Source organism: Ralstonia pickettii (genome assembly GCF_030582395.1).
GTDB classification, from domain to species: Bacteria; Pseudomonadota; Gammaproteobacteria; order Burkholderiales; family Burkholderiaceae; genus Ralstonia; species Ralstonia pickettii_D.
This window is the reverse complement of the sequence record NZ_CP104381.1, coordinates 3,350,044-3,364,919: the sequence shown is the minus strand read 5'-3', so window position 1 is coordinate 3,364,919 and position 14,876 is coordinate 3,350,044. Positions and strand designations below refer to the sequence as shown.

General features: G+C 65.8%; 12 protein-coding genes and 1 riboswitch. Of the genes, 4 read left to right on the top strand and 8 right to left on the bottom strand.

Annotated elements, in window-relative coordinates; genetic code table 11:
- Positions 1–52: 52 nt before the first annotated feature.
- Together thiD and N5B55_RS16215 are read left to right on the top strand one after the other, a co-directional pair.
- A complete protein-coding gene (gene thiD / locus N5B55_RS16220; RefSeq protein ID WP_304538684.1) occupies positions 53–964 on the top strand; it encodes a bifunctional hydroxymethylpyrimidine kinase/phosphomethylpyrimidine kinase in 912 nt (303 codons plus the stop codon).
- Positions 965–978: 14 nt separating this feature from the next.
- Positions 979–1,338, top strand: coding sequence for a DUF4369 domain-containing protein (locus N5B55_RS16215; RefSeq protein WP_065860049.1), 360 nt, complete (start codon positions 979–981; stop codon positions 1,336–1,338).
- Positions 1,339–1,356: 18 nt separating this feature from the next.
- Here the strand turns inward: N5B55_RS16215 and N5B55_RS16210 are convergent, their stop codons facing one another.
- From N5B55_RS16210 to thiC, 8 genes are all read right to left on the bottom strand, one after another.
- Positions 1,357–2,955: a hypothetical protein gene (locus N5B55_RS16210; protein ID WP_304538683.1), complete on the bottom strand. Its 1,599-nt coding sequence runs from the start codon at positions 2,953–2,955 to the stop codon at positions 1,357–1,359.
- 9 nt (positions 2,956–2,964) lie between these two features.
- Positions 2,965–5,358, bottom strand: coding sequence for a T6SS effector phospholipase Tle3 domain-containing protein (locus tag N5B55_RS16205; protein ID WP_304538682.1), 2,394 nt, complete (start codon positions 5,356–5,358; stop codon positions 2,965–2,967).
- Between the two features lie 170 nt (positions 5,359–5,528).
- The gene (locus N5B55_RS16200; protein ID WP_027678719.1) at positions 5,529–6,008 is read right to left on the bottom strand and encodes a VOC family protein; all 480 of its coding nucleotides are present in this window, start codon (positions 6,006–6,008) and stop codon (positions 5,529–5,531) included.
- A 125-nt stretch (positions 6,009–6,133) separates the two neighbouring features.
- Positions 6,134–7,288 carry a thiamine phosphate synthase gene (locus N5B55_RS16195; RefSeq protein ID WP_304538681.1) on the bottom strand — a complete coding sequence of 385 codons (1,155 nt, stop codon included), beginning with the start codon at positions 7,286–7,288 and terminating at the stop codon, positions 6,134–6,136.
- A complete protein-coding gene (locus N5B55_RS16190) occupies positions 7,285–8,112 on the bottom strand; it encodes a thiazole synthase (protein WP_304538680.1) in 828 nt (275 codons plus the stop codon). The genes N5B55_RS16195 and N5B55_RS16190 overlap by 4 nt, the downstream gene beginning before the upstream one ends.
- Before the next feature lie 9 nt (positions 8,113–8,121).
- Positions 8,122–8,337 (bottom strand): sulfur carrier protein ThiS, encoded by a 216-nt coding sequence (gene thiS / locus N5B55_RS16185; RefSeq protein WP_027678722.1) that lies wholly within the window; start codon positions 8,335–8,337, stop codon positions 8,122–8,124.
- Positions 8,334–9,479, bottom strand: a complete 1,146-nt coding sequence (locus tag N5B55_RS16180) for an FAD-dependent oxidoreductase (RefSeq protein ID WP_304538679.1) — start codon at positions 9,477–9,479, stop codon at positions 8,334–8,336. Before N5B55_RS16180 ends, thiS begins: the two co-directional genes overlap by 4 nt.
- Positions 9,480–9,492: 13 nt before the next feature.
- A complete protein-coding gene (gene thiC, locus N5B55_RS16175) occupies positions 9,493–11,400 on the bottom strand; it encodes a phosphomethylpyrimidine synthase ThiC (RefSeq protein WP_065860046.1) in 1,908 nt (635 codons plus the stop codon).
- A 99-nt stretch (positions 11,401–11,499) separates the two neighbouring features.
- A riboswitch (TPP riboswitch) is annotated at positions 11,500–11,601 on the bottom strand.
- A gap of 215 nt (positions 11,602–11,816) precedes the next feature.
- Here thiC and N5B55_RS16170 point away from each other — a divergent pair.
- Together N5B55_RS16170 and N5B55_RS16165 are read left to right on the top strand one after the other, a co-directional pair.
- The gene (locus tag N5B55_RS16170) at positions 11,817–12,965 is read left to right on the top strand and encodes an NAD(P)H-dependent flavin oxidoreductase (protein ID WP_304538678.1); all 1,149 of its coding nucleotides are present in this window, start codon (positions 11,817–11,819) and stop codon (positions 12,963–12,965) included.
- A 188-nt stretch (positions 12,966–13,153) separates the two neighbouring features.
- On the top strand, positions 13,154–14,815 hold the full coding sequence (locus N5B55_RS16165; protein ID WP_304538677.1) for an acyl-CoA dehydrogenase family protein: 1,662 nt from the start codon (positions 13,154–13,156) through the stop codon (positions 14,813–14,815).
- Positions 14,816–14,876 lie beyond the last annotated feature (61 nt).

The following is a 14,876-nucleotide window of genomic DNA, read 5'->3' as shown; positions in this document are numbered from 1 at the left end:
GTCGGTGCGTGATAGCGCTATAGTGCGAACACCCCCAACGTTTGCACGCGCCATGACGATCACCGACCCGACCCTCGCTGCGTTTGCCGCTCCCGCCTCGCACGTGCCGCGCGTGCTCACCATCGCCGGTTCGGACAGCGGTGGCGGTGCGGGCATCCAGGCTGACCTGAAGACGTTTGCCGCGCTCGGCTGCTACGGCATGTCAGCCATCACGGCCATCACCGCGCAGAACACGCTGGGCGTGACGGCAGTGGAATCGCTCACCCCCGACATCGTGGCCGCGCAGATCGACGCCGTGGCAAGCGACATTGGCGTGGACGCCGCCAAGACCGGCATGCTGGGCACGCCGCAGGTGGTGGAAGCCATTCTCTCGGCGCTGGACCGCCACCCGATCGCCAACCTCGTCGTCGATCCGGTCATGGTCAGCACCAGCGGCGCGCAACTCGGCAGCGATGCCACGGCACAGGCGATGGCGAAATGGTTGTTCCCGCGCGCGCTGCTCGTCACGCCCAACCTGCCGGAAGCCAGCGCGCTACTTGGCCGACAAGTGCGCACGGCCGACGACATGCTGCCCGCCGCGCGCGACCTGCTGGCGCTCGGTCCCCGCGCCGTGCTGCTCAAGGGTGGGCATCTGAGCGCCGCTTCCAACGCGGGCGAAGACGGCGTGCTGCAAGACGTGCTTGTCACCGCCGATGGCACCGAACGCGTCTACGCCCATACCTACATCGACACGCCGCACACGCACGGCACGGGCTGCACGCTGTCCGCCGCCATTGCCGCACATCTGGCACGCGGCGATGCGCTGCAAGTCGCCATCGAAGCCTCGCTCGATTACCTGCTGCACGCAATCGGCGCGGGCCGGCACCTAGCCCTCGGGCGGGGGGCGGGTCCGTTGAACCACGGGTTCGCGCCGCGGCCGCTCGCAGCGCCGCGTTCGCTCGACGTGGATGTCGAGGAAGACTGATCAGGGGAGCCGCCATGAAACGCCTGCCGATCCCGCGGGTGCGCTGCCTGCCAGTGGCAGCGCTGTGCGCCCTGCTCGGTGCCTGCAATGGCTACATCAGCCTGGGCTCGCCCATCGGCAGCGCCTTCTCGATTGGCGGCACGTTGTCCGGGCTGCCCGGCGGGCAGTCGATCGTATTGCTCAACAACGGCCGCGATTCGCTCACGCTGGCCGCCAACGGCCCGTTCGTGTTTGGCGGGCTGGTGCCGTTCGACGGCAGCTATGTGGTGACGATCAGCACGCAGCCCCCATCGGCCAACTGCGTGGTGACCAACGGCAGCGGCAGGGTCAATGGTGACGTGAACAATGTGCAGGTGACGTGCCAGGCGCGTTGAACCTGTCTCGTACCGGTTTCATTGAACGTTGGCCTTATTGCCGTCGGTCCGCTCTCCAAACCACGCCCAATACGCCCGGTTCTCGCCTCGTGCACGCGGCCAGTACGTCACCGGCGGCTTGGGTTGCCAGCCCGGCGGCGGCCCGATCAGCACTGCCCAGCTATCGGTCGCATCGGCCACGCTGGTGACGACGGCGCTCTTGCCGCTCTGGTTTGCGTAAGCCGCCGCAAACGCGGCATTCACGGCAAAGCTGGCTGCCCGCGCGGGCCCCTCCATATGTTCAGCTACGCTGTGCACGTTGTCGATCTGGTCCAGGTCGGGCCACTGCTGATGAATCGCGGCGCGCAGCGGCCCCATCAACGAGGTGACATTGCCTGCATGCCTGGGCACGTCGTAGTAGACGCGTTCGACAGGATGCTGTTCTGCGGCCTGTGCCTGCACGGCTTGCATGAGACCGGTCCACGCGCCGCCGGGATTGGCGGCCTTGTTGCCGATGGCGCCTTGGTGTTGATGCGGGGTGTAGAACGAGGCCAGTGCTGTGTAGCCCCAGTCGGCGCTCGGGTGGCCGAGGATCAGCAGGGCGGTGTTTTCGTTGGTCTGCTCGCCCATGGGGTAGTTGGGCGCGTCTACGTTCCATACCCACGCCAGCTTGTCGGGGTGTTGTGCCAGGAACTTGAGGGCGTCTTGCAGGTTGTAGAAGCCGACGTTGGTGTCGCCTGCCGACACCGTGACGTTGGGTAACTTGCCTTCGGGGTTGAGCAGCATGCTTTTGGCTTGGGCATCGCTCGCGATCTCGTGAAACACCAGCCGCCGCACTGCCTGCAGTGACAGGGTGCGCTCGCCAATAATCATTTCTGGAAAGACGCGCGTACCGCGCACGGTCCTACCCCTGTCGTCTTTGTGCAGCGTGACCCAGTAGTCGCGCATACGTTCTTCGGCATGGGCGGCGTCGTAGGCGAGGATGCTGGGCGCGGGCATGCCCATGGCCTTTTGCTCTTCAAGAAGGTCTTTCTGGCCCGTACTGGGGTGAGTGTCGTCAAGGTAGGTTGGCGTGTTCAACCACTCGCGCGGCAAGCCAAAGAACACGTTCGGGTCGAAGTAGTTCGGGCGGCTGGTACCCCGCTTGAGGGAATAGAAGTAGTTCGGGTTTTCCAAATAGTCGTTGAAGGTGAGCAGCGGGGCGGTAATCAAATCACTCAATGCCGTCTCGAATCTGTCACGCTTCACATGCGGCAAATCCTCTAGGTTCTTGTAGCGAGCCACGCCACTGGTCACTTGGCCCACTGCATCGCCCAGCTTGAAGCGCTTCGCCTGCAGGTCGTCGTCATTGGGCTGTGCGAGCCCTTGTGCCCACAGCAGATTCCATTGGGTTGGGTAGTCCCGCCACATCAGCGGGTTAAGCCATTGCACCCCCAGCAAGACGGCGGCGGGGCTCTGGGCCGAATCGCCTTGTTGTGCTTGCGTTTGCATGCGCGGCCAGGCGATGGGTTGGCGGTAGTAGGTTTTGTTATTGGGCATCTGGACTCCGGATTGACAGGCAGAAAGCAACAAGCAGGCGGCTGCGAGCACGTGGGTGACGGCACGCCGATAAACGATGAGATGAAATGAATCGCGCATGTGGTTTCCTCAGGCGTAGCGTGGTCCGTCTGGCGGCATGTGGTACGCATCTAAGCGCCCCGGATTGCGCGCGTCGTCAATGGCGATAGCCCTGACAGCGCCCTTGGTAGCCGCTAGGTTTTTGTGTTGCTCCAACGGGCCGTTGTCGTAGAGCGCCGCCTTCGTGCCGTAGTACGTGAACTCGCTGTCGTTCTTGAGATCGCGCCCCGGTGGGTACTCGTCATCGTCCATCGGCTTGCACCACCGCCAATCTGCCATCCGCCGCAACTGGTTCATCAACAACTCATCGAAGTGGCACATGCCCACGTCCACGTCATAGGCGAGCACATGCTCCGCATGCATGGCGTTGGTGAGGATGGTGGAGTGGTTGGTGGCTTGCGCGTCTTCACCGTCCTTCATCAGGGCGGTGCGCTCTTGCTGTTCGAAAGCGCCAAACGTGGTGCCGCGCAAGGTGTGGTGTTGTGCGGCGTTCATCTTCTTGACGTCGTCTTCCGCAAAGGGCGCGCCCTTCCTGGCGGTGCCGTCGTCGTTGTAGAGTTCGCGCCGCGCGCGCTGGCGCACCCCCGCGTTCTGGTCGTAGCGCATGGCGGCTTCGCTGGCGGCATTGCCGTGGCCGGTCTTGCGTTGCTCGGCGTAGGGGTCGAACTGGCCTTCAGGGATGCTCCGCTTGCGGTTCAGCGCATCGCTGGCGGATTCCTTGTGCGCGTTGAAGGGGCCGATGGTGCGCACGCCATCCGGATGTGAGGTCTCGCCGGGTCGGGGCCTGCCGTGCGGCAGGTAAACGGCCTGGGGCACGATGCCGCCGCTGGGCACCTTGGGGGCATTGACCAGCACGGTCCAGTCATCCGCTGGGTCGGCATTGACGTGGGTGGCGCCCTTGAGGGCTTGGCCAGCCCACATGATGGCTTGGATCGGAACGCCGGCTGCGCTGGCGACAAGCTTGCCCCAAATGCTCTTGCGCGAATCACCCCAGATCCTGGCGAAGGAAACACTCGCGGTGTCAGGGGACGGCGTCCAGAAGGTGGGGTTGGTGTTCCGCGGTTTGAAGGTGCCGGTGGTGTCATCCCAACCGCTGCCCACATCGGCCGGTGTGGCGCCGATGGTGTCATGCCAATAACGGTAACGGTAGCCGGGTTCTGCGCCCACCTTGTACGGGGTGCCCGGCTTGGTTTGCGCCCACACGCGTTGGAACAGAATGCCCTGAGCCCCGGTGGCTTGCACATCCTTGTCGTTCAAGCCAAGCCAGCCCATGCCCTGCACCGGTGAGACAGAGATGACGCGGTCGTGCGGGCAGCAATAGAGGAAGACGCGCCCCCGGGTCTGGTGGTCAGCGCTGTCCTGTGCGGCAGTGCGCGGGGTGTCGCCATTCTGGGGGCACGCGTTAAATCCGAGCTGATCCACGGCGTGGTGGCTGTAGTGTTGGGCCCGGGCCTGGAAGTGGCGCACGATGTCGAAGAAGCCCTTGAGGCCGGCAACGCGCGCGTCGTAGGTGACGCGGCCTGCGCCATCAAATTGGCTGAAGTTATCCAGGCGACTACCGCGCAGGCTGTAAGGCGGGTTGGCGAGGACGTAGGTGTCGGCTACGCCCAATGATTGGAACTCGGGATGGTTAGCTCCGAAGTAGGCAGACGCCAAGCCCACCATGTTGCCCTGGCTATGGCAGACGACGGTGACGGGGCAATCGCGTTCGAAGATGTCGCGGTGCAGCTCGCGGATGCGAGCGACCAGCTTGGCTAACCGCCACGCGGCAAAGGCCTGGTAGTGGCGCGTGGGCGCGCTGTAGATTTGCCGGTCGCTGGTTTGCAGGTGCTGAAGTTCAAACAGACCGCCCAAGACTTCGCTGTCAGTGCCCTTGCCGAACAGATCTGGCAGAGCGGAGGCGCCATTGACGAACGGACCGCCGCCCCAGGCGTTTTTCTCGTCGAGCAGAATATTGCCGCCCACACTGGCAAGCTCGTTGCGGACGGTGCCATCTTCCTGGACGACGTCTTCGCTGCTGGCTTTGTAGCCCCAGCGGAAACGGATGACGGGGCTGGTGCCGCTGCCCGGTTCAATGAAGGTGTTGGCTTTGAGGTCGCGGCGTATATAGCCGTCTTCCGTCACCTCGGCTGTATAGCGCATGGGACGCAGCTTGCCGCTCTCCTTGGGGTAGGCCATTTGTCCGTCATTGCGTTGCAGGCGGGCATTGAGCCCCTTGCAAAGGCCTTCCTCTGCGGCATCGAACCATTCGCCGGTGGAGTTGACGCCATGCACGAAGATGATGACGCCGGGCAGTGGTGCGGGATAGACGACCTTGCGGCATAGGCCGCCGGGCAGGGTGATGTCCGTCACCTTGATGCCGTAGAACGAGCGACGGCGGGCGGTGACGGTAGTTTCGGGCAGAGCCTGTTCAAGGATAGTCATCGTGCAGGACCTCAGGGTGGAAGATGCGAATGCACACAGATCCACCAGTGTCGGAGCGTCGCGCACGAAATCGACGAGACTCAACACTCTTTGACGTCATCGCCTCCGAGGCCCGCACGAGAAAAAAAAGCGCGGCTCTCGTCCGCGCTTTTTTCTTTGCATCGCCGATGTCAGGCCGATGCCGCCGCCTGCTCCTTCGTCCACTTCTCCATGCGTTTTGCCATCTCGTCGGGCGCCACGTCTTCGACATGCGTGGACACGGTCCACACGTGGCCGAACGGGTCTTTGAGCGTGCCGGAACGGTCGCCGTAGAACTGGTCCACCACGGGGCGGACTTCCGTGCCGCCGGCCTTCAGCGCATTGGCAAACACGGTGTCGACGTTGGGTACGTAGATCATCATGCCGACCGAGGTGCTCTGCAGCGTGTCGGGGCTGGCGCAAGCCATGTTGGGGAATTCATCGGCCAGCATGATGGGCGAATTCCCGATGCGGATTTCTGCGTGCGCGATGGTGCCGTTGGGGCCGTTCATGCGCATGATCTCGGTGGCGCCGAAGGCCTGCTTGTAGAAGTCGATGGCGCGCGCGGCGCCTTTGATGCTCAGGTACGGGGTGACGCTGTGGTAACCCTCGGGAATGGGCTGGACCGCCATGTCTTGTCTCCTGCAGCGTGTGTTGGAAAGCCGCTGCGGCGGCAACCGCAGCGGCGCACGAACAGGATAGGTCAGCGAAAACGCGGGTGCGCGGCGCAAGCGCACAGACGTGCGGCGGACGATGCTTACGCGCGCACGTGCGCCGCGAACGTCGCTTGCAGTGCGTCCACCGCAGCCGGCACATCGGCCGCCTGGGTGATGGCGCGCACCACCGCCACGGAGCCCACGCCCGATTCCAGCACGCGCGGCATCGCTGCCAGGTCGATGCCGCCGATGGCGACCAGCGGCGGCGCCGGCACGCGCGTGCGCATGGCCGCCGCGTACGCGAACAGGCGGCCGAGGCCCTGCGGCACGGTCGGCATGGTCTTGGTGGGCGTGGCGAACACCGCGCCCAGTGCGAGGTAGCTCGGGTTCAACGGTGCGACGCGCAGCATTTCGGCAAAGCCGTGCGTGCTGATGCCAAGGCGCAAACCGGCCGAGCGGATCGCCACGAGGTCGGCATCGTCGATGTCTTCCTGGCCGAGGTGAATGCCGTAGATGCCGCTGCCGGGCACCTGCGCATGCACGTCGAGCGCGACTTGCCAGTGGTCATTGATGAACAGGCGCGTGGCGCTGCCGCGTGCGGCGGCTTCTGCGCGGCGCACTTGGTCCACCACGGCCTGCGCGTCGTCCGACTTGAAGCGCAACTGCACCGTCGGCACCTTGAGCGCGACGAGGCGCGCCACCCAGTCCGCATCCGGCACGACGGCGTAGATACCGAGCTGCGTCGGGCACGGCGCAAAGGCAAGGTCGGCTGCGGTCGGGCACGGCAACGCCGGTTCGAGCACGCGAGGCAAGGCATCGAATTGCGTGGGCCAAGCGAGGGCATCGGCATTGCCTTCGGCAATCCACGCGCGCGCCACGCACAGCGCATCGCGCGGTTCGAATGCCAGCGCGAGTGCCGCACCGAAGATGGCGACGAAGCGCGCATCGAATGCATCGCCTTGCGCCGCAGACGTGAAGCGGTACATACCGAGGCGGTCGTACACGGTGTCGATGCGCTGGTCGCCTTCCACTGCAGTTAACACAACAGCGGCGCCAGCAGAGCGAGCGCGTTCGGCTTGCGCCGTATCGGTCGTCAGCAGGACCGTGGCGGCGCTCGTGGCTTCGTCGGCGCGGTCGGTCACGCTCCAGGCGTGCGGCGCGCGACCGAAGGCTTCGGTATGGCGATCGACGATCTGCGCAGCAAGGGCTGCGGCTTCGGGCCACGCGGCGGAGAAACGCAGGGCAGACAGGCTCATGCGCTTCTCTCTTCCGCATGCCAGAACGGCAGGCCGACGACGGGCGTGCTGGCCTGCGCGACATCACGCTCAGGCATCGGGCCCGACAGCCGCGCAAGGCGGCCGGCCTGCGTGGCCATCGCAAACGCCTGCGCCATCGCCACCGGATCGCCGGCTTGGGCGACGGCGGTGTTGAGCAGCACGGCGTCGCAGCCCCATTCCATCACCTGCGTCGCGTGCGACGGCACACCCAGGCCCGCATCGACGATCAGCGGTACGTTGGGCAGGCGCTCGCGCAGCAGGCGCAGGCCGTACGGGTTGGTGGGTCCGCGGCCCGTGCCGATGGGTGCGGCCCACGGCATCAGCGCCTGGCAGCCGACGTCGAGCAGGCGGCGGCACAGCACGAGGTCTTCGGTGCAATACGGCAGCACCTTGAAGCCGTCCCGGATGAGGCGTTCGGCGGCGGCCGGCAGCGCGAGCGTGTCGGGCTGCAGCGTGTAGTCGTCGCCGATGACTTCGAGCTTGATCCAGTCCGTCTCGAATACTTCACGCGACATCTGCGCGAGCGTGTAAGCCTCGTCGGCGGAATAGCAGCCAGCGGTGTTCGGCAGCACCGGCACGCCGAGTTCGCGCAGCATCTTCCAGAAGCCGGCGCCGCCCTCGGGCGAGCCCGCGCTCTGGCGGCGCAGCGCCACCGTCAGCATGGCCGGGTTGGAAACACGCACGGCGTCTTCCAGCGATTGCGGCGACGGGTAACGTGCCGTGCCGAGCAGCAGGCGCGAGGCGAAGGTTTCGTCGTAGAGGCGCAGCGGGTCAGCCACGGCGGACAGGTTCGTAGTGGTCATCGAAGACTCCTAGCCGCCCACGACGGGCTGCACGAGTGCAATGCGGTCGCCTGTCTTGAGCGCGTGCTGCGCATGGCGCGCCTTGGGCACGAAATCGCCATTCACGGATGCGGCAAATGGCGGCGCGATCTGCAGCTGCGGCGTGGCAGCACCAATGGCGTCGGCCAGCGTGCTGCCCGCAGGCAGCGCGAGCGACAGGTCGTTGAGGGTGACGTTCAGCGTCATGGCAAAACAGGTTCGGGGGATGCGGCATCAGCGAACAGCCCGGGCCATTCGCTGTGATCCGCATCGATGGTGCGGCCGTCCAGCAGCGCGCGTGCAGCGGCCACGGCAGCTTGCGTCACGGCAGGGGCAATCATGTAGCCGTGCCGGTACAGGCCGTTGACCGATAGCGTGCGCGCGCCATCCCAGCGCAGCGCGGGGCGGTGGTCCGGCAGCGTCGGCCGGCACTGCGTGTTCAGCTCGAGCACGCGGGCCTCGCCAAACGCGGGGTGCACGGCGTAGGCCGCAGAAAGCAATTCCAACGTAGAGCGCACGCTTGCCGGCGACATGTCGTCGGATTCCAGCTCAGTCGCGCCAATCACGTAGACATTGCCCGGCTTGGGCGCGATGTACAGCGGGTAGCGCGGATGCAGCATTCGCACCGGCCGCGTGAGCGACACATCGGGCGCATGGATGCGCGCCACCTCGCCCCGCAGGCCGCGCAAGCGCGGCCACTGCGGCTTGGCACCGAGGCCACGGCAATCGAGCACGAGGCGCGCGCCCAGCCCCGCAGCGGCCAATGCGCCGGGGCTCGGGTCGGCAACTTCCGTGTTCCAGCGCAACTGCACGCCCAGTGCTTCCAGCTCGGTCGCCAGTGCATCCAGCACGCCGCGCGGGTCAAGCTGACCTTCGCCCGCCAGATACAGCCCCTGCGTGAAGCGTTGCGCGAGCAGCGGCTCCAACTGCGCAATGCCCGCTGCATCCACGGCGCGCAGATCGGCGGCCACACGCTCGGGCGGCGCGGCATTGCGCACGTGGCTGGCAAACAGCGATGCCTCTCCACGGTCTGCGGCATGCCACACCACGAGCGTGCCAGCCTCCTGGAAGAAGACCGGCGTGCGCAGCTTCGGCAGCCAATTGCGCCACAGCGCCAGGCTTGCCAACCCCAAGTCGACGACGAAACGATCCGCCACGGCCGCTTCGGCCAACGGCGCGAGCATGGCGGCAGCCACATATGCAGCGGCAGCGCTGCCGTCGCGCGGGCCGCGCTCCACCACCGCAATGCGCGCGGGCGGCACGCCCGTCTGCGCGAGTTGCCACGCGCAGAGGCGGCCAGCGAGGCCACCGCCGAGGATCGTTACGTCAAATGAAGTCGAGGTTGGCATTGCACCGCTTGGCTTAGCTGTAGATCTTGCTGCCGCTCTTGCGGAACTCGATCGACTTTTCTTCCATGCCCGCAGTTGGGTTAACTGCGGCGGCAGTGGCGTTGGAATCGAGCGTGGCCGCGTAGTCGCGCACTTCCTGCGTGATCTTCATCGAGCAGAACTTCGGACCGCACATCGAACAGAAGTGCGCGATCTTGGCGCCTTCGGCCGGCAGCGTTTCATCGTGGAAGGCGCGCGCCTTCTCCGGGTCGAGGCCGAGGTTGAACTGGTCTTCCCAGCGGAATTCGAAGCGCGCCTTCGACAGTGCGTTGTCACGCAGCTGCGCGCCCGGCCAGCCCTTGGCAAGGTCGGCCGCATGCGCGGCGATCTTGTAGGTGATGATGCCTTCGCGCACGTCTTCCTTGTCGGGCAGGCCCAGGTGCTCCTTGGGCGTGACGTAGCAGAGCATGGCGGTGCCGTACCAGCCGATGTTGGCCGCGCCGATGCCGCTGGTGATGTGGTCGTAGCCCGGGGCGATGTCGGTCACCAGGGGCCCAAGCGTGTAGAACGGGGCTTCGAAGCAGTGCTTCAGCTCTTCGTCCATGTTGGCCTGCACGCGCTGCAGCGGCACGTGGCCCGGGCCTTCGATCATGACCTGCACATCGTGCTCCCACGCCTTCTTGGTCAGTTCGCCCAGCGTGTGCAGCTCGCCGAATTGCGCGGCGTCGTTCGAGTCGGCAATGCAACCCGGGCGCAAGCCATCGCCCAGGCTGAACGACACGTCGTACGCCTTCATGATTTCGCAGATCTCGTCGAAGTGCGTGTACAGGAAGTTTTCCTTGTGATGCGCCAGGCACCACTTGGCCATGATCGAACCACCGCGCGAGACGATGCCCGTGATGCGGTCGGCCGTGAGCGGCACGTAGCGCAGCAGCACGCCCGCGTGGATGGTGAAGTAGTCCACGCCTTGTTCGGCTTGCTCGATGAGCGTGTCGCGGAACATCTCCCACGTCAGGTCTTCAGCCACGCCGCCCGTCTTGTCCAGCGCCTGGTAGATGGGCACCGTGCCGATGGGCACCGGCGAGTTGCGCAGGATCCATTCGCGCGTTTCGTGAATGTGCTTGCCGGTGGACAGGTCCATGATCGTGTCGGCGCCCCAGCGAATCGCCCACACCATCTTTTCCACTTCCTCAGCCAGCGACGAGGTGACCGCCGAGTTGCCGAGGTTGCCGTTGATCTTCACGCGGAAGTTGCGGCCGATGGCCATCGGCTCCAGCTCGGTGTGGTTGATGTTGGCGGGGATGATCGCGCGGCCGGCGGCCACTTCGGCACGCACGAATTCCGGCGTGATGTCTTCCGGGCGCTGCGGCAGGTTCGCACCGTACGAGAAGCCCGGATGCTGCTTGAGCAGCTGGCGGTACTCGGGCTTGTCTTGCAGTGCCTGCAGGTTCAGCGATTCGCGCAGCGCGACGTACTCCATTTCCGGCGTGATGATGCCGCGGCGCGCGTAGTGCATCTGGCTCACGTTGGCGCCGGCCTTGGCGCGGCGCGGCTTGGAGATGTGCGAGAAGCGCAGGTGCGCCGTGGCCGGGTCGTTGGCGCGCGTCTGGCCGTATTCGGACGACAGGCCCGGCAGGATTTCCGTGTCACCACGTTCGTCGATCCATTTGGCGCGCAGCGGGGCGAGGCCAGCCTTCAGGTCGATGTGTACGTCCGGGTCGGAGTACGGGCCCGAGGTGTCGTACACCGGCACCGGCGGGTTCAGCATCTCGCCCTTGTCGGTGCGCGTGGCGGTCTGCTTGATGGTGCGCATCGGCACGCGGATGTCCGGGCGGCTGCCGACGATGTAGGTCTTGCTGGAGGCCGGATAGGCGAACTTCTGGTCGAGCTCGGACTGCAGCGAGTCGAACGATGCGGCGGGGGCGTTTTTGGCTTGGGGCATGGTCTCGTCCTTGATTCTGTGGCCTGGTGGTGCAGGCAGTGGACGAAACCGGGAGAGGTGGCGTGACCCGAAGAACCGAGGGGGTAGCTGCCAGAGACTACGCGGTGTTCTGAAACTTCCCACGCCGGTACGAACCGGATCGGGTGCGAAGGGACTCTCTCAGCCGCACGGCCCATCCGTACGGCACCCCTGTTTCATCCAACGAGGCTGAATTTAAGCACAGGGCCGCCGGCGTTGCCAGCACGAAAAGCCGAGAGAGGGCGCTTGGCGCGTCATTTCAGTCCAAACCGCCGCGCAATGTGCGGCGGCACGCACCAGCAGGGCTCGCCTTGATCTTGCGCAACCCCGCCGCGTTTCACCTATGCGACGCTCAATCCCTTTTCTATTGCATTGCGGCACGGCCGCTGGGAGTTGTCATGCTGGAGCGTCGGTTCACACTGGCGGGGCGCAGCCTCGTACCGATCGTGCAGGGCGGCATGGGCGTGGGTATTTCGGCGCACCGGCTGGCCGGCGCCGTGGCGCGCGAAGGCGGCGTGGGCACCATCGCCAGCATCGACTTGCGGCATCACCACGCAGACCTCGTCGCCGCCACCGAGAAATCCCGCGACAAGGACGCCATCAACGCCGCCAACCTCGTCGCGCTGGACCGCGAGATCCGCGCCGCGCGTGAAGCCAGCCAAGGCAACGGCATGATCGCCGTGAACGTGATGAAGGCGGTGGAATCCCACCCGGCGCTGGTGCGGCAGGCGTGCGAGAGCGGCGCCGATGCGATCGTCATGGGCGCGGGGCTGCCGCTCGATCTGCCGGAAATGACCGCCGAGCACCCGAAGGTTGCGCTGATCCCGATCCTTTCCGACTCGCGCGGCGTGGGCGTCGTGCTCAAACGGTGGATGAAAAAGGCGCGACTGCCCGACGCGGTGGTGATCGAACACCCGTCGCACGCGGGCGGCCACCTGGGCGCAGCCCGCATCGAAGATCTACGCGACGAGCGCTTTTCGTTTGCCCGCGTGCTGGACGAATGCCGTGAGTTATTCGTCAAGCTGGGGCTGGCTGCGGAACAGATTCCAATCATCCTGGCGGGCGGCATCGATTCGCACGCCAAAGTGAAGCACTGGCTCGACAAGGGCGCCGCTGCCGTGCAGCTCGGTACGGCGTTTGCGGTGACGGAAGAGGGCGATGCGCACGTGCGCTTCAAGCGGGTGCTGACGGGTGCGGAGCAAGGCGATATCGGCGAGTTTGTCAGCGTGGCGGGGCTGCCCGCGCGGGCCGTGATGACGCCTTGGCTGTCGCGTTATCTGTCACGCGAAAGCGCGCTGCAGGCGAAAGCCAAGGTGCGGGATTGCCTGCAGGGGTTCGATTGCCTGCAGACGTGCGGACTGCGGGATGGCATCGGCAAGGTCGGGCAGTTCTGCATTGACCTGAAGCTGGCGCAGGCGCTGCGGGGGGATGTGGAACGTGGGCTGTTCTTCCGCGGGGCGGGGAAATTGCCGTTTGGGGAGGCGATTCGGCCGGTGCGGGAGTTGATGCATTACTTGTTGACGGGGGAGAAGCCGGTCGCTTCTTGATGTGGTTTTTTTTGCTTGTGGTGCATCCCTTGTTTCAGCCCCGGCAGGGTACGAAACACAGATAACCCACCAAGTCAAAAACCCAACGCCTCAATACATCTCGTATAGAAATCCCCCTCCACCCACCCCCACCGCCGGTGGTCTACCATGGCCCACACACCCAAAAGCGCCACGCCAGGAGACCCCAAATGCCCACAGAGGCCACCCACCGCGTCTTCAACCAGGTCCCGGACCTGACCGGCTTCAACCCCTTCACGTCCGACACCACGCTGCAAGGCGCGCTCGAACGCCTGGGCGGCGGCTGGAACGCCAGCGCGCTGCAAGCGTTCGGTGACCAGCTCGGCGCGCCCGAGACGCTGCAGTGGGCTGCGGAGGCCAACACCTATCACCCCGAACTCCACACCCACAGCCGCACGGGAGAGCGCATCGACGCCATCCGCTTCGACCCCGCCTGGCACGCGCTGCTCGGCCTGATGCGCAGCCAGGGGCTGCAGGCCCTGCCGTTTGCCGAGCCGCGCGCGGGTGCATGGGCGGCGCGCACCGCCGGTTACTTCATGCAGGCGCAGATCGAATCCGGCACGCTGTGCCCGGCGACGATGACGTTCGCCAGCATCCCCGTCCTGCAGAAAGAGACCGCGCTGTTTGCCGATTTGGGCCCGCGTCTCTACGCCCGGGAGCACGACGCACGCGATCTGCCGTGGCGCCAGAAGACCGCCATCCTCGTCGGCATGGGCATGACTGAAAAGCAGGGCGGCTCCGATGTGCGCAGCAACACCACGGTGGCAACGCCCTTGCGCGGCGAGGGCCGTGGCGCGACTTACGCCATCACCGGCCACAAGTGGTTCTTCTCTGCGCCGATGTGCGATGCGCACCTGGTGGTCGCGCGCATGGGTGCGGAAGACGGCCCGCTGTCGTGCTTCTTCGTGCCGCGCTTTCGTGACGATGGCAGCAAGAACCCGATCCAGATCCAGCGCCTGAAAGACAAGCTCGGCAACCGCTCCAACGCCAGCAGCGAAGTGGAGTTTCGCGGCGCCGAGGGCATCCTCATCGGCGAGGAGGGTCGAGGCATTCCGACCATCATCGAGATGGCGACGCACACGCGGCTCGATTGCGTGATCGGCAGCGCGGCCATCCTGCGCCACGCGCTGATGCAGGCGCTGCACCACGCGCGCCATCGCATGGCATTCGGCCGCCTGCTGGCCGACCAACCGCTGATGCGCAACGTGCTGGCCGATCTGGCGCTCGAATCGCAAGCCGCGACCTTGCTGATGATGGAGCTTGGCAGCGCGTTCGAGCGCGCAGACGTCGATCCGCTAGCCGCGGCGTGGAAACGCATCGTCACGCCCGCCGCCAAGTTCTGGGTCTGCAAGCGCGCCATCGAAGCGACCGGCGAGGCGATGGAAGTCTGGGGCGGCAACGGCTATGTCGAAGAAGGCCCGATGGCGCGCCTGTACCGCGAAGCCCCGGTCAATTCCATCTGGGAAGGCTCGGGCAACGTGATGTGCCTGGACGTGCTGCGTGCCATCGCCCGCACGCCGGACGACGCACTGCGCCTCGTGCACGACATTGGCGAGCGCGCGCAGGGTCACCGTGCCGTGCGTGCCGAACTGGCCGCGCTGCAGGCAATGCTGCATCAGCCCGGCGACATCCAGGAAACCTCCGCCCGCCGCATCGCGCAAGGGCTGGCGCTCACGGCACAGGCCGCGCTGATGCTGGCCCACGCCCACCCGGACGATGCCGAACGCTTTGTCGCCAGCCGCTTCCACCACCAGCATGGCCGCGTGTTCGGCACGCTCGACGGGCACGCGCAGGAGCTGGGCGCCGTGCTGCAGCGCGCGTGGCCTGTATGAATACGCTGTGAAGGGAAACGCCGGCAGGCCGGCGTGAAAGCGGGATGAAAGATCACATCGC

Coding starts and splice junctions, on each gene's coding strand:
- thiC (WP_065860046.1), bottom strand. CDS start 11,400: ATGCCCCAAGCCAAAAACGCCCCCGCCGCATCGTTCGACTCGCTGCAG.
- N5B55_RS16190 (WP_304538680.1), bottom strand. CDS start 8,112: ATGACCACTACGAACCTGTCCGCCGTGGCTGACCCGCTGCGCCTCTAC.
- N5B55_RS16215 (WP_065860049.1), top strand. CDS start 979: ATGAAACGCCTGCCGATCCCGCGGGTGCGCTGCCTGCCAGTGGCAGCG.
- N5B55_RS16210 (WP_304538683.1), bottom strand. CDS start 2,955: ATGCGCGATTCATTTCATCTCATCGTTTATCGGCGTGCCGTCACCCAC.
- N5B55_RS16180 (WP_304538679.1), bottom strand. CDS start 9,479: ATGCCAACCTCGACTTCATTTGACGTAACGATCCTCGGCGGTGGCCTC.
- thiS (WP_027678722.1), bottom strand. CDS start 8,337: ATGACGCTGAACGTCACCCTCAACGACCTGTCGCTCGCGCTGCCTGCG.
- N5B55_RS16195 (WP_304538681.1), bottom strand. CDS start 7,288: ATGAGCCTGTCTGCCCTGCGTTTCTCCGCCGCGTGGCCCGAAGCCGCA.
- thiD (WP_304538684.1), top strand. CDS start 53: ATGACGATCACCGACCCGACCCTCGCTGCGTTTGCCGCTCCCGCCTCG.
- N5B55_RS16170 (WP_304538678.1), top strand. CDS start 11,817: ATGCTGGAGCGTCGGTTCACACTGGCGGGGCGCAGCCTCGTACCGATC.
- N5B55_RS16165 (WP_304538677.1), top strand. CDS start 13,154: ATGCCCACAGAGGCCACCCACCGCGTCTTCAACCAGGTCCCGGACCTG.
- N5B55_RS16200 (WP_027678719.1), bottom strand. CDS start 6,008: ATGGCGGTCCAGCCCATTCCCGAGGGTTACCACAGCGTCACCCCGTAC.
- N5B55_RS16205 (WP_304538682.1), bottom strand. CDS start 5,358: ATGACTATCCTTGAACAGGCTCTGCCCGAAACTACCGTCACCGCCCGC.